We start from the raw sequence: 13,024 nt of genomic DNA, 5'->3' as shown, positions 1-13,024 counted from the left end.
GACCTGCCCAACCACGGAGGTGCCCCGCGCGTTCTCCCCTGCGTCAACCTCATAGCCACACCCAACCCTCCAGAGCTACAGATGGAAAAGGCTCCGTACATCCCGCTCAGCAGGGCGAGGTCGTTGAGCGGCGCCAGCCCGGGGTCCGGCCCCAGATAAACGCTGCGGGCGAAGGCGTCCAAGAGCCCGCGGTGCGCCTCGAAGGCGTCCTCGGCGCCGCTGTAGAGGACGAACGCCTGCGGTTTTCCGATGATTTCCGGTACGGCCATGACGCCGCCGTCGAGATAGTCCGCCCCGAGCGCCGTCACCCGCTCCGCCAGGGCCCGCGCCTCGTCCGGCGAACCGTTGGTCACATTGACCACGGCCCGGCCTCGCAGCGCCTCGCCGGCCCCGTCGTCCGTCAACAGCGGCCCGATGTCCGCGTAGTCCAGGATGCAGACGAGGACCAGCGGACTGTCGCGGATCGCCTCGGCCGGGGAGGGTGCCGGCCGGGCTCCCTTTTCCGCGAGGGCGGCGGCTTTGTGGGGCGTGCGGTTCCAGACCGTCACCCGGTGGCCGGCGGCGAGGAGGGACGTCGCCAGGGCCGTGCCCATATCGCCCAGGCCGAGGACCGTGACGCTTTTCCGGGGCGATTCCAGGGGTGTTTTCCGGGGTGCCGGCCCGGGTCTTTCCCGGGTCGATTCCCGTGGTGCGGCTGCCGCCTCGCTCTTCTCCGTCATGACGAAATCGCGCTCCCGCCTCGATAACGCTGATCGCGTGTCGACCAGCCGTTGCTCACGTGCTGATCAGTCTTGGCGGGGGCGCGATTCCGAACAAGTACCCACTCTTTAGTGGGTGGTTACCTCGCGGTGCGGGTGTTCCGTGCGGGGCGTGTGCGCTGCGCGGGGTGCCGGGTCGGCGCTCGGCGGCACGTCCGCGGCGGGGCTCGTCGGGGACGGTGTCCGGAAGCGCTTGAGGAGGATGACCAGGGCGGCGCTGACGACGGTGCCGGCGGCGACGGCCAGGAGGTAGAGCAGCGGCTGGCCGATCAGCGGGACGACGAAGACGCCGCCGTGCGGGGCGCGCAGGGTGCAGCCGAAGGCCATCGACAGCCCGCCGGTGACCGCGCCGCCGGCCATCGCGGAGGGGATGACCCGCAGCGGGTCGGCGGCGGCGAACGGGATGGCGCCCTCGGTGATGAAGGACGCGCCCAGCACCCAGGCCGCCTTGCCGTTCTCGCGTTCGGCACGGGTGAACAGGCGCCCCCGCACGGTCGTGGCCAGCGCCATCGCCAGCGGCGGGACCATGCCGGCCGCCATCACCGCGGCCATCACCTTCAGGCTGCCCGGGTTGGGGTTGGCCAGTCCGCCGACGGCGAAGGCGTAGGCGACCTTGTTGAGCGGGCCGCCCAGGTAGCGTAAAAGCACATCATTGGGGAGAGCTACGCAAAGTGACACGCAACATGGTGCTGACCAGCACTGACACCGCCCGCCGCGCCACCAACGGCGACACAACGAGAGTCGCCATCGGTCCCGAACCAACGGAGCCGGGCGTCCTGCGCCTGGGCGCGTACATCCGCATCTCTGACGACGATCGCGACGAGAACGGGCAGTTGACGCGCGAGGGGGTGACCCGCCAGCTCAAGGACTGCAAGATCCTCGCAGGGGACATGGGCGGAACCATCGTTCGCGTCTACGACGACAACGACCTCACCGCAGCGGACCCGTTCATAGTCCGTCCCGACTTCGAGGCGCTGCTCAAGGATCTCGCAGACGGCGTCATCGATGGGTTCGTCTTCTACCACGCCGACCGTGTGGCACGCCTAGAGTTCGATGCTGCCCGCGTCTGCCACGAGTACCGCAAGAACCCCAACCTCGTCGGCCGCGCGTATCACGGCGGAACAGACCTCTCGACTGATGAGGGGCGATCCATGTTCATGATGCAGGCCGTCATGGGCGGCATGGAGGTCTCTGCAACCAAGCGACGCAAGGCAAGCGCCAACAAGGACAAGGCCGAACGCGGAGTTCCCCACCCAGGAGCAACAAACTGGGGATGGAACAAGGACGGCACCTTGAACCCCAAGGAAGCGAAACTTCGCGCGGAAGGCATAGCCATGGTCGCGAACGGGCACACGATCCCTGACGTCATCCGGTATTGGGAAGACAATGACGTCACTGGCCAAGATGGCGGCCCACTCCTCTACCAGACGGTCAAGAACCGTATTGCCAATCCACGTAACGCCGGATACCGCATCTACCAGTCAGCCCAAGAGCGACGCGGCAAGCGTTCCCCGTGGGGGCCAGACGTGATCATGTACGACAAGAAGGGCAAACCCGTCATCGGGGCTTGGGACCGCTGCGTCGAGCCGGACATCTACTGGAAGGCCATCGCGGTACTCGAACAGCGTCGCGATGAATGGGTATCCCAGGGAAAAGCCGCAACGCAACCCGGAAAGAGGAAAAGGAAGCTAGCTGGCCTCGTGCGCTGCGGTGAGTGCGGCAACCGAATGACCGGCTCGGCGCGCACCATCCGAGGAATAAAGAAGCCGTTCTATCGATGCGCTACAACCAATCGTGGGTGCGGAAAGGTCTCGCGCTCCGGGGCACCACTAGATGCCCTGGTGGAAGACCTCTTCCTGGACGCGATGGCAGAGATCATCGGAAATGCACAGAAAGAAGTCGACGACTACGACGGAAAGATCGCGCTAGATGAAGCGCGCCTAGCCGAGATTGAGGACGAGATCCGCGAGGTGATGGCACGCAGAAAGAAGGGCCACCCGAAGCAGATCACGACCACTCGCGCATTGGATCTGGTCTCCGAGCTCGAAGAAGAACAAGTAGAGCTGCGTAAGAATGTGCACAAATTGCAAGCCGAGAGAGCCGTTGCCACCGGGCAGACACCTGACCTGGTGGAAGAATGGAGCTCCTACAGTGACGATCGGAAGCGGCTGGAGCTGACCAATCAGATCCGGGCCGTGATCGTCAATAAATCAGCCAAAGGGCGCTGGTTCAACCCCAATGATGTCGAGATTGTCTGGAGGAAAGAGGAAGTCGGCTAGCGCATAACACAGAAGAGGCCCCCAGGCTATCTACAATAGATAGCCTGGGGGCCTCTTCTGATCACTGCTTACCAGGAACGAGATTCCATCGCTTCATCAGGTCACGCCGGAACGCCTCACTCCTCTGAGGCATCTGTGCAAGCTGGCGCGCCATCCAGTCACGCTTTATCGCCTCAGCGTCTCTACCGTTCAAGTCTCTCTACTCCAGGGACGTTAACCACTTCGAAGAATAAATAAGCTCGCCACGCCGACCGCTGACCAGGGCTGACGACAACTACCCGCAATATCACGACTGCTGCATGGTCGAGCTTTGAGTAAGTTCAGTCGTCAGAGAAGCCAAGGTTGTCTAGGACCTCCTCACATCCCCAGCAGATGCGAACCTCCCTCCGCTCCTTGGTGGTGATGAGACTGCTGTCATCTACCGGTTCGTGATCGTGACAGCCAAGACAAAAGAAGTATTCGCGCGCGTCTCTACTCATTCGACACCGAGTCCAGAGGCAATGTTCCAAAAGTCGAGCGCCATACTCTCGGAAGTTTCGGGAGAAAAGCCTGCTTCAACGGCGGACTTGCGCACCTTCCCTGCGTGCTTGATGACCGATATGGCTTCATTGACTGCGCTTCGGTAGGCATCCTCGCGCATTCCACCATTCACGCTTTCCAGGCTGGAAAGGTAGGCGGCAAAGTCGTCAGGGTCAGGCATGGCGTTGGAGTCAGCAGTCACAGTCTTCCTTTACGAAGGTCTCGATTACGTTGCGGGTGATGAGTCCGCATGTCCAGGCGATAAGGGTGATGCCTCCTCCGTAGAGGGTGAACAAAATGGCGTCACGATTGAAGAGGAACCAGAGTTTGATTTCGTCGAGCATGACTTTCCACTAGATAGAGCTGACGGAGGGTTGGCGCATCCGACTCCGAGACTGGGCACGCTCCTTTCCCTTGATATCCACTTTGGTATTGAGCCGTTCGGTCAGCCGGTCGATTGCCCTCTGGAGACGCTTCTGTTCGGCACTTCCATGCTGCGGATTATCTCCATGCAGATAGGCTCGCTCGATAGAGGCTTGATATTCTTCGGCCAGGTCGGCCATCGCTTCGTCTATATCCCAGATGACTACCGCGACGCTCTTGGGGTCGTTGGCGACCCGTAGCAGGTCGTCCTTTCGGTTAGGGATGAGTTCCCGTCCGTCTTCGCAGTAGTAGGCGTTTTTGAGGATGTTACGGATCTCGCGGGGCGTGTAGATCCACTCGGCTGTGTTGTAGGTGTAGTGGAGTCTTTCGGCCTTGCAGTGCTCTAGGCCGATGTTGCGAAAAATGGAGTACAGGGCTTCCGGAGCGTATCCAGCGAACCGGTCTCGACTTTCCCAATACTTGAGGAGGATGAACTGTTCAATGTCGTCGACTTCGCAGTACGAGTTTTCTCGGGCCAGGCGAGCTGCGGCCTTCTTTGCGGTGTCGATGATCTGGGGGTTGATCTGGGTCACTTGTAGTTTTCGCCCTCCACGACGAAAGAACCGTTGCGCTGCACGGGGATGATGTGGGGTGTGACGGCCTTGCCGGCGGCGTAGAACAGGCCGAAGGCCATTTGCCAGTTGGCGAGTTGGGCCGGACCGAGGTAGGTGGCCTTGCGGATGTCCATGAGGTGGCCGAGCTCGACGCCGGTCAGGGTTCGGGTGGCGCCGATGCCGCTGGTTTCCGAGACGATGCCCGCTCGGTGGGTGTGGCCGATGACGGCGTTGCGCTGGAGCTTGCGGGCCGCGTTAATGGCGGTGCCGCCTGCGTACCGGGACAGGGGGATTCCGCGGGCATGGCCGTGGAGGGCAGTCCAGCCGGGCGCGAAGTCGTAGCTGGTGGGTTCGTAGTTGATCCCGTAGTCGTCGAGGCCCAGCAACTTGTCCTCACGGAACAGCGTCTCGTCGTACAGGGCCGGCGCCCGCTCTGCGAGGTACCGCAAGGGTCGTTCGCCGTGGTTGGAGCCCAGCAAGGTGTACTTGCCTGTGTAGCCCTGGCGTAGCGGCTCCAGGTGGTGTTTGCGGGTGTAGTCGGCCTCCTGGCGCACACTCATGCCGTACTCAGCGCGCTTGCCAGCCGACCATCGAGACGGCGCGGTGTAGTCGGTGATGTCACCGATGTTGATGACTTCGTCGGGCTGGTATTCGTGAATGAACTGGATGAGGGTCTGATTGGCCTTGCGGTGCTCTAGGGGCATCTGAAGGTCGGAGATCAGGACGATGCGCTTCAACTGGCGACCTCCATGCGCGCTATTTCGCGCTTGATGTAGTAGAGGGCTTTGAGTAGGTCTTGACGCTCGTTGTCTTTCCGACCGGCGCGGCAGAGGTACTTGACTGCGCATCCGCGATTGAAATTTAGGTGTTCCGTCAGGTCTATGACTTCCGCGCCGTTGGAGAATCCCGTGTAGTGGGCGGGACTGATGATGGATGCGTCTGCGGTGTCGTTTGGAGCCTTGGGCCTCTTGTCGACGTTCCAGTCGATGAGTTGCATCTCGCTTTCGAAGACGACGATGGCTGGCGTGATGGGATCATTGATCCTTACGTCCCACGCCTGGCCTTCCTTGCTGGTGAATGCCTTCGCGTGGATGCAGCCGAGCTTGCCGTTATATTTCTGGTGGCTCTTCGTTTTGACACCTTGGATTTCGATCCAGTCACCGACGGTGAATTCAGACATGTCAGAACCTCGCCTTTTCTAGGAGCGCATCCTTACCGCACTCCAGGTAGTAGCTGTTGACGTCAAACTCGGGCGGCACCTGCGCCGTGGTTGCGTGTTCATTCTTTTCGGAGATGGTGTCGGCGAGCTTGAGGCCGGCTCCGTCTCCGTCGGCAAGGATGACGACTTCTCTGTATCCGCGGATGAGGCGGTTAAATATTTTGTTCCAGTTCTGGGCTCCGGCAACGCCGATGGCAGGTATGCCGCATTGCCATGCGGTGATGGCGTCCATCTCGCCTTCGCAGATGGCGATGCGTGGGGTGTTTAGGGTGAGGGTGAGAATGTTGAAGATCTTGGCGTCGTCTCCGGGTTCTCTGAGGTATTTTCCGTGGCCATGTTCCTTGCACTTGTGCTCGGCTATGCATCGGTATCGGATGGCTACAGTGCCTTGACGATTGACGTAGGGAATGGCGAGCATGCCGGCGTATCGCTCATGTCCCGATAGTGGGTTTGCGACGTAGCCGAGTTGAAAGTATTGAGCGCTGTCCTGGGATAGGCCCCGCTTCTTCAAATACTCTGCGGCGGGGGAAGTGTCCGTTAGTTGCTTGTGATAGGCCGTAGCCGCCTGATCCAAAAAGGCGATTCGCTGTCTCGACGGCGGCGAGAAATTCACAGCGCTCCTCTTCCATGATGACGCCCCAACTGTCGTGGCTGTAGTCGCAGCCGTGGCAGTGGATGACGTTTTCGTCGATGTTGATTGATGCGCTGGGGTTGCGATCCTCGTGGGATGGGCATTCGCATGGTTGCCATGAGCCGCTGTCGCGCCGAGGGGGTTGCCAGTCGGGGTGGTAGTGCTTCAATACCTCGACGATGGGAGGCTTCTCGCTACTACTTGCCACCATCCACTCACCCACTCATGCCAGTGCTCCCTTTGCCTCGAAGCGCTTGAAAAGCCATACGAGGCCAGACGGCTTGATCTTCACTCGGGTCTTGATGAATGATCTGTTGTCGAATTCGACGGAGTAGGAGAGCGTTCGGAAGTGCCGTGCCGCCCACTGGTAAGGTCGGTACCCCTTTGTGTTCTTCATGAGGATGGCTTCGTCTACGAGGAGAGCAAGGAGGCGATTGCGCCCCATCTCTCCACCGAATAGAGGCTCAAGGACCTTCGCGGCCTGGTCCACGTCGTAGTCACCTTCGGACGCCATGATCTGGTCGAAGACGCCCGCCTTGGGCGCCTGCTCTTCCACCAGGGCCTCGGCCTGCTCGGCTCGCTTGGTCAGCTCGGCCATCTTCAACAGGCCGGCTGCCGGGTCAGAGACGAGCTGCTGCATGGCAGCTCTGAGAACATCGTCGGCCTGGTAGCCGCCTGTCCTACGAATGGATGGCAGAACCTCCGAGGTGATCCAGCGTCGGAACTGCTTTGCCTCCGGCTTGCGACTGTCCAACACCAAGTCATAGAGGCCAGACTCATTCACGCACTTCATCCGGCGCCGCTGGCCCGTGGAGCTGACATCAGCACTACTGATGTCAGCCGCATTCACCCTGGTCAGCGCCATGCCTACGTTGCCGATCCCCACCGCCTTCGCTACATCGGCCGCTACGAACCACGGCTCGCCATCGCTGTCGACTTGGGTCCGAAGAGGGACCTGCTCACCGTCGTTGCGCTTGAAGATCTTGTTGAACACTTCGTTCCTCTCAGTTGTTGTAGTAGGAGTGGATGAGTCGTTGAGCGAACGCCCCGGGAAGCACCCATGCAGCGTCTTTGCTCGCGGCGTTGTGCCGCTTGTAGACCACGCATGTCTCAGCACCGGTCCCGTTGTTGGCGGCTTGAGCAAGAGCATCGTCGAGGTGCTTCCAGAGCTGGATGCGGTCAACTGCCTTGGCCTGGACGGTGAGTGGGATGTTGCCTATGTCGCCGCGATCGTGGGTTCCGTAGATGGCGCCGTTGCGTTTAGCTTCGGTGTATCCGAGCCCATGGAAGATGCGGACAAGCTCGTTTTCCCAGTTGCGTCCGCGCGCCTTGACGGCTGCTCCGTTGGGTCTGGCCAGCTTGCGGGGCTTGGGGTTAGCCATCGATCAGCATCCTTTCAGGCTGCCAGCCGAGCCGAGCAAAGGTAAATCCGCTCGGGTCAGCCTTGCCGCCCCTGTTCTTGACGTTGCTTACACGCAGGTCGTAACCCTCGAACTCGGTGCCGCCGCGATGGAGAGTGAGGATCACCTCCGGAACACGGCCAATCTGCCCCTTGATCCCCGAAAGGGGGATGGGGTTGTTTCCGTCGTTGTAGATGCCGGTCACGTGATGGAGGAGGATGATTGCGCTACCAGTACGCCGCGCCAAGTCGTGGAAAAATCCACAGAGTTCGTCAAGGCCGGCATGCCCCTCCCCCATCTCTGGGGCGTCGACATTGGTTACGTTGTCGATGATCGTGAGGGCTGGCCAGCCGTAGATCATGGCGTAGGCCATGAGGGACTGCTCGATCTCGTCGAGGCTCGGCGAGGCGTCGAAGTTCCACCGGGCGTCAAGGCTGGTTAGGGCCGCGTCGATGGTGGTGGTTTGTTGGTTGCGAACGGCCTCCTCGACCTGCGCTGTAGTCCAGCCACTGATTCGGGCGGCGCTGCGCACGTACTGCGTGAACGCATCAGAATCTGCGCTGAAGTACATGGTCGGAACGCCGCTCCGGATGACGAGATTCAGGGCGAGGGCGCTCTTGCCGGTCCCTGGCCCTGCGGCTATGAGGTGCAGTTGACCCTGCCGGATAGCAACGCCGAGGGCCTGAAGGGCCTGGAAAATGCCAGGGATGGGCTCGCCTGCGCTGCCTTTTTGCTGTAGCGCCTGGGTGATTGTGAGGATGAGACCCCCTAACGGGGTGGCGCCCAGCAGACACCACCCCTTGTGCACGCTTAACTAATTGGTTAAATAAAAAGCTGCCGGCCTACCAGGGTGCGGGGGCATTGGTCTGCTGCGGACTCCCCCATGCCTGAGGGATGACCTGTCGGGGGGCCGCGGCCTGCTCAGTGGACTGCTGCTGGGGCATCGCCTTGGCGGGCTTGGTGTACTCGGCGATGTAGACCTTGGCAGGGTAGCCGGACTTCGAGGGCCGGGTGCGCGCGAAGGCGAACTTCAGGAACCCGCCTCGCTCCAGGCCCTCCTCCACATTGACGCTCACGCCAGCGGCCTTGAGTGCGTCCCCCATCGCCCTGCCCTTGCCATAGGAGTCGATATCCAGGTTCCGCCGGCCGTCGTCACCCTCGCCGTTGCTCTGGTCTGTGGCAAGGGTGATGCGCGTCTTGCAGAGCGGTTCTCCGCTCTTCTTGTCCTTCTTCTGAACCCTCGTTTCGTAGTCCAGGTCAGGGACTTCCTGGACGTCGTCTACGTAGCCAGCGATGCTGTCTCCGGGGTTGGCGAATCGCGCGAACAGCTTGGGGGATGAGGTGGAAATGTAGTTGGCCAAGGGGTGCTCCTTGTGGTTACTTGCTGGTGACGACAGTTGCGCCAAGCTGTCCGATGTTGAAGACAGCTTGCGCCTGATGGATGAGGTCTGCGAAGCGTGAAGCAGCCTGGGTAAACGCCTCGACCTGCGGACCGACGGCCATGGGACTGTCGCCTTGAAAGGTGACCTCGGTATCAGGTGTGAGGTGGAACTTGAGGATGAAGCCGGGTTGTTCGGTGTGCAGTTCAGCGTCCCTTCGCTTTGCAGTGCTTACTGACGCCGCATGTTGCACAGTGGTCGCCAGGGTTGGCGAGGTAGATGCCATGCCGTTCAGCGGCATCCATGGCCGCGTACTGGGCGTCGAGCCATCGCTGGTCGATGGCAGATAGGGCAATGGGATCAGTAGGAGCGCCAGGCTTAGGCGAGCGCCCCTTGCGGGCGCATGTGAAGTAGTCGCCCCAGAGAACATCGACGCCGTAGGTCTCCCACAAAGCCCTTCGATAGAGGGCGAGTTGGAGGGCGGAACTTTGCTTCTTGGTTCCAGTCTTGATGTCTCGGACGGACAGGCCGTAGGGAGTGACGACTACTTGGTCGATGTAGCCGCGGACTGGGACTTCTCCGATGGTGACACTGAAGGGCAGTTCGACCGCCAGGCGGCCATCAGGGGCTGTCCATATGGTTTCGCCGGACTGCTCTGCGTAGTCGATGTAGTCGGCTACCTGGTGCTCACCGAGGTCTTGTCGGTCCACGAGATCCTTGGAGCCAGACTTGAACCCGCCCGTCATCCACTGGTCAATGTCGGGCTGAATAGCTAGACCGGCGCGAATTTCGTCATGCCATGCCTTGTGGTAATGGGTTGTGACGTCGGCTCGGGACATCGATCGCCCCGACCGCTCGTACACTTCGATCGCGCTGTGGACAGCCACGCCCTGGGTCAACCATCCGGCCGGGTCAGCGGGAATGTGCTCGACCCTGGCCAGTCGGTATGCCTCACCACATCGCGCGTAGGCGGTATATTGACTGTGGCTACGAGGAGTTGGACCTGCGGTACAGGTCGGCAAATCTCTTGCCTCCGTTCTCGGGCGTATACTCAAACCCGTTGATGCGAGTGGTCCCAGCGAGCTCGAAGCCGGACGGGATTGCTGCGCGATGGTGCTTCATCTGGCGGATGTCCGTGGCTTCGCAGTAGTAGTGAACGATGTGGTCGCCTTCGGTTGCCTCGAAGAGCAGGACCATGCCCGGGCGGGAGGTCATGCCGCCCAGGACTCGCGTCACAGTAGGGCCCTGGTTGAGCAGAGCGTCATATCGTGCGGCAACCGTCGCGGTCGTAGTCACTACTCGCCTTTCGGTTACGGCCCCTGAGGGAACCTGGGGTGAACCGGAGGCGAGGGAACCGCCGTCCGGAATCTGACGATATTTTATATTGGGCCTAAAGATCACGTCAATTTTCGGAAACCCCGCCGATCTGTATGCGTCAGTCAGGGAAAGGGCCTCTCTTAAGAATCCATCTGGCACAAGTCAGCCCCCATTGCTACCCGTTTTTGGGCATGTCGAATATGGGCTTGCCTTGCCCTATTGGGCGTTAGGGAACCCTGGTGATTTACTGCGAACGATTGCGAAGCGCATGGGCGCGCACAATCATGATTCGTCTACGAACTCGCCGCTTACATGGGCTTGTTGGCTATAGGCCGCATCAACGCCGTTCAGATGAAGCGTTGGCGCTGCTTCAGCAGATCCCGCGTTCTGAGCGTTGTTCCGGTGCGCGCCTTAGAGCGGCCTGGCTCGCCACGATCCCCGTGGCATCGGTACCGCTGCCAGGACACCACGCGTCCTCGATTTCGTGGCCACCAGTTGGGTGGCTCCCCTCCCAGGCAGCAAGGTCGTAGCTCATAGTCAGCAGCCTGCCATAGACCACTGACAGTCAAGGGGCGCTGCGCGCATGGCCGGTCAACGCTGCGGCAGCGCCCTCACCAGCATCAGAGTGGTGCCCAAGCGGCTGTGCCGTCATCTCCCCGAGGGCAGCGGCTTGGCCGCCTATCAGCCGACGTTCCGGAGCCGGTAGAGACGATCGATCGTCTCTGTGGGGAGGTCTACGTCGTTGGGGAGGATGGCCACCAGGTCCTCATGGTCAGTCTGGCGAGTGCGATAGGTCCAGCCGTCCTCTGGCGTGTAGTCCACGATCTTCGTCTGAAGGCTGGCCAACCAGCGCTGGTGTTCGCGCTCTTCCTCGACAGTGAGGGTGTGCGGCTGGAGCTGGGCGCGCAGATGCAGGCGAAGGGCGCGCGCGGGGCGCGCTGTCCTGTGCTTGGAGAGGGTTTCCCACGGCATGAGCGCCCGGTAGTCGATTGGGCTCTCCTTGTACGGGGCCAGGCGCTGGCTGACGGCAGCTTCGCTCACGCCGTAGGCGTCTGCGATTTCCTTCTGATTCCTGTACGTCCCCTTCGCCAGTAGGGCGAACAACTCGCTTGGGGTGGGCAGAGTGCTGGGGCGACCCATGGGGGTTCTCCTTGATGATCGGTCTTGTCTGATTGCTCGTTCACAGCCTCTTCCCTCACCAGAGAAACTCGTTGCCCCGAGTAGTCGACTGACCGGCTCCTCCCCTATCCACCGGCATAAGAACTCCCATGAAGCGAGGGCCGCACTTGATGAGAATCGGCTCTGTAGCCGACGTAATCCTCATGTCCAGCATAGGGCTGCTGCCCTTGGGGGTCTTGATCCTCCCGAACCGTGACAGCAGCGCAGGATCCAGGGCTAGGAGTTCGGGAATCTGTGGGTCACGACGTTCCATCTGCCTCAGGAGGTCGTCACATAGGTTCCAGATCTTCCGGTCGTAGTTCAGAGTGCCAGCCCTATTGGGGATGGCTTCCTGAACTTGCGTCTGTACCCCCGTGGCAATGAGCCCTCGATCGTCGGGGAAAGCGATTCTCAGTTCACCTTTACAGGCTCGCCCGAGCTTGTCCAGGTTCTGAAGATCGCTCCGGGTGAGCTCAATGTGCAGGGGCTTGGCACCTCGTGTGGGGCCGAGGCTGGGACGGCCGATGGTGTAAGTGTCTGTTGCAAGGAAGTAAAGCTCGTGCTCAGTCACGTACAGCATGGCCGCTGGTACACATGATCTGGCGGGCGTGAACACCAGGGCATTATGTGCGGCCCTGGCGAACTCGTCGCCATCTACAGTGATTTCATTCAGGCTCTTGTCGTTACGGAAGTCCTTGACCTCCCGTCGCAATGAGGAATGAAACTCATGTTGTTGCGCCGGAAGACGCCTGCATCGATGACTCCCCAGTCGTCATGGGTGTGCCGTATGCGGTCTTGGGCCGGATGGGTAGTTGGCCTGCCCGAGGAGAACACTCGTTGCTCTTCCCGACGTTGCCGGCGCATGGCTCGCCACTTCTGGCGCTCGCGCTGCTTGCTGCTCACACGACTCCTTCCGTCTGTTTTGAGACGTCAGCGGAAACCCCCAGGTAAGGGTTCCTGCTGGCGTCTCACGTACTGACGCTCATCGGGTGTCCGCGCATCCGTGGTCTGGGGGCCAGCCTGCTCCGCTCTGCTCCCTGCCTCCGGTGCGCTGGAAGCGCTCGCACTGGGCCTCCGGCAAACCGGCGGAAACGGGTCTTGATCGACAGATCGGAGAGCTCGCGCAGCACCAGGGTGCACGGACAGCCGATGGTGACGTCGGATGTACCGACGCCTTTGCTTGGGTGGGGCCTCCCTCGCTCTCGGGGTGGCCTCCGGGTGTATGTGGTTGTCAAACCCATGAGGGGCGTCTCAGGCACTGAGGTGCGTTGACTCCGACTACGTTAGTTAAGCGTGCACACGCCTGCAAGTCCAAGAGGTGTGATGAGCGTCACCACCCATTAGGTGTCTCGCTTCGGAGGCGAGACACTGCCTATAAGGATGAGAG

At 61.1% G+C, this 13,024-nt stretch carries 17 protein-coding genes and 2 pseudogenes; 1 reads left to right on the top strand and 18 read right to left on the bottom strand.

Translation table 11 applies throughout. The annotated features are described in order from the left end of the window. Both ACIQU6_RS34240 and ACIQU6_RS34235 read right to left on the bottom strand, forming a co-directional pair. Positions 1-593: NAD(P)-dependent oxidoreductase (locus tag ACIQU6_RS34240; protein WP_403485638.1), on the bottom strand; the 593-nt coding region annotated here is incomplete at its 3' end. A gap of 234 nt (positions 594-827) precedes the next feature. Continuing rightward, positions 828-1,391: pseudogene (locus ACIQU6_RS34235) on the bottom strand (fructose-specific PTS transporter subunit EIIC); the annotation flags it as partial. Between the two features lie 50 nt (positions 1,392-1,441). Between ACIQU6_RS34235 and ACIQU6_RS34230 the strand changes: the two are divergent. After that, positions 1,442-3,037: a recombinase family protein gene (locus tag ACIQU6_RS34230; protein ID WP_403485637.1), complete on the top strand. Its 1,596-nt coding sequence runs from the start codon at positions 1,442-1,444 to the stop codon at positions 3,035-3,037. Between the two features lie 475 nt (positions 3,038-3,512). On the opposite strand, the gene ACIQU6_RS34225 is transcribed toward ACIQU6_RS34230, so the two are convergent. The 16 genes and pseudogenes from ACIQU6_RS34225 to ACIQU6_RS34150 all read right to left on the bottom strand — a co-directional run bounded on the left by ACIQU6_RS34225 (position 3,513) and on the right by ACIQU6_RS34150 (position 12,349). Continuing rightward, positions 3,513-3,758: a hypothetical protein gene (locus ACIQU6_RS34225; RefSeq protein ID WP_403485636.1), complete on the bottom strand. Its 246-nt coding sequence runs from the start codon at positions 3,756-3,758 to the stop codon at positions 3,513-3,515. Continuing rightward, positions 3,748-3,900, bottom strand: coding sequence for a hypothetical protein (locus ACIQU6_RS34220; protein WP_403485635.1), 153 nt, complete (start codon positions 3,898-3,900; stop codon positions 3,748-3,750). The genes ACIQU6_RS34225 and ACIQU6_RS34220 overlap by 11 nt, the downstream gene beginning before the upstream one ends. Before the next feature lie 9 nt (positions 3,901-3,909). Further along, positions 3,910-4,512: a hypothetical protein gene (locus tag ACIQU6_RS34215; protein ID WP_403485634.1), complete on the bottom strand. Its 603-nt coding sequence runs from the start codon at positions 4,510-4,512 to the stop codon at positions 3,910-3,912. Further along, entirely contained in the window at positions 4,509-5,270 is a 762-nt protein-coding gene (locus ACIQU6_RS34210; RefSeq protein ID WP_403485633.1) for a metallophosphoesterase, read from the bottom strand. Before ACIQU6_RS34210 ends, ACIQU6_RS34215 begins: the two co-directional genes overlap by 4 nt. Continuing rightward, complete coding sequence (locus ACIQU6_RS34205; protein WP_403485632.1) at positions 5,267-5,713, bottom strand: DUF3310 domain-containing protein; 447 nt, start codon at positions 5,711-5,713, stop codon at positions 5,267-5,269. The genes ACIQU6_RS34210 and ACIQU6_RS34205 overlap by 4 nt, the downstream gene beginning before the upstream one ends. 1 nt (position 5,714) lies before the next feature. Beyond that, a complete protein-coding gene (locus ACIQU6_RS34200) occupies positions 5,715-6,365 on the bottom strand; it encodes a toprim domain-containing protein (protein ID WP_403485631.1) in 651 nt (216 codons plus the stop codon). Positions 6,366-6,390: 25 nt separating this feature from the next. Beyond that, a pseudogene (locus ACIQU6_RS34195) lies at positions 6,391-6,594 on the bottom strand (CHC2 zinc finger domain-containing protein); the annotation flags it as partial. Positions 6,595-6,606: 12 nt separating this feature from the next. Continuing rightward, entirely contained in the window at positions 6,607-7,377 is a 771-nt protein-coding gene (locus tag ACIQU6_RS34190) for a BRO family protein (RefSeq protein ID WP_403485630.1), read from the bottom strand. 10 nt (positions 7,378-7,387) lie between these two features. Continuing rightward, positions 7,388-7,765 (bottom strand): hypothetical protein, encoded by a 378-nt coding sequence (locus ACIQU6_RS34185; RefSeq protein WP_403485629.1) that lies wholly within the window; start codon positions 7,763-7,765, stop codon positions 7,388-7,390. Next, positions 7,758-8,591 (bottom strand): AAA family ATPase, encoded by an 834-nt coding sequence (locus ACIQU6_RS34180; RefSeq protein WP_403485628.1) that lies wholly within the window; start codon positions 8,589-8,591, stop codon positions 7,758-7,760. Before ACIQU6_RS34180 ends, ACIQU6_RS34185 begins: the two co-directional genes overlap by 8 nt. A gap of 34 nt (positions 8,592-8,625) precedes the next feature. After that, entirely contained in the window at positions 8,626-9,144 is a 519-nt protein-coding gene (locus ACIQU6_RS34175) for a hypothetical protein (RefSeq protein ID WP_403485627.1), read from the bottom strand. A gap of 16 nt (positions 9,145-9,160) precedes the next feature. Continuing rightward, positions 9,161-9,286: a hypothetical protein gene (locus tag ACIQU6_RS34170; RefSeq protein WP_403485626.1), complete on the bottom strand. Its 126-nt coding sequence runs from the start codon at positions 9,284-9,286 to the stop codon at positions 9,161-9,163. A gap of 82 nt (positions 9,287-9,368) precedes the next feature. Then, positions 9,369-10,184: a PD-(D/E)XK nuclease family protein gene (locus ACIQU6_RS34165; protein ID WP_403485625.1), complete on the bottom strand. Its 816-nt coding sequence runs from the start codon at positions 10,182-10,184 to the stop codon at positions 9,369-9,371. Continuing rightward, the gene (locus ACIQU6_RS34160) at positions 10,150-10,377 is read right to left on the bottom strand and encodes a hypothetical protein (RefSeq protein ID WP_403485640.1); all 228 of its coding nucleotides are present in this window, start codon (positions 10,375-10,377) and stop codon (positions 10,150-10,152) included. The genes ACIQU6_RS34165 and ACIQU6_RS34160 overlap by 35 nt, the downstream gene beginning before the upstream one ends. Before the next feature lie 783 nt (positions 10,378-11,160). After that, complete coding sequence (locus ACIQU6_RS34155) at positions 11,161-11,619, bottom strand: hypothetical protein (RefSeq protein WP_403485624.1); 459 nt, start codon at positions 11,617-11,619, stop codon at positions 11,161-11,163. 55 nt (positions 11,620-11,674) lie between these two features. Then, complete coding sequence (locus ACIQU6_RS34150; RefSeq protein WP_403485623.1) at positions 11,675-12,349, bottom strand: hypothetical protein; 675 nt, start codon at positions 12,347-12,349, stop codon at positions 11,675-11,677. Positions 12,350-13,024 lie beyond the last annotated feature (675 nt).

This window comes from Streptomyces sp. NPDC090442 (assembly GCF_044769405.1).
Taxonomy (GTDB): domain Bacteria; phylum Actinomycetota; class Actinomycetes; order Streptomycetales; family Streptomycetaceae; genus Streptomyces.
This window is presented reverse-complemented; position numbering and strand designations above follow the sequence as displayed.

Coding starts and splice junctions, on each gene's coding strand:
- ACIQU6_RS34170 (WP_403485626.1), bottom strand. CDS start 9,286: ATGGCCGTCGGTCCGCAGGTCGAGGCGTTTACCCAGGCTGCTTCACGC.
- ACIQU6_RS34160 (WP_403485640.1), bottom strand. CDS start 10,377: ATGACCTCCCGCCCGGGCATGGTCCTGCTCTTCGAGGCAACCGAAGGC.
- ACIQU6_RS34220 (WP_403485635.1), bottom strand. CDS start 3,900: ATGCTCGACGAAATCAAACTCTGGTTCCTCTTCAATCGTGACGCCATT.
- ACIQU6_RS34155 (WP_403485624.1), bottom strand. CDS start 11,619: ATGGGTCGCCCCAGCACTCTGCCCACCCCAAGCGAGTTGTTCGCCCTA.
- ACIQU6_RS34205 (WP_403485632.1), bottom strand. CDS start 5,713: ATGTCTGAATTCACCGTCGGTGACTGGATCGAAATCCAAGGTGTCAAA.
- ACIQU6_RS34185 (WP_403485629.1), bottom strand. CDS start 7,765: ATGGCTAACCCCAAGCCCCGCAAGCTGGCCAGACCCAACGGAGCAGCC.
- ACIQU6_RS34230 (WP_403485637.1), top strand. CDS start 1,442: ATGGTGCTGACCAGCACTGACACCGCCCGCCGCGCCACCAACGGCGAC.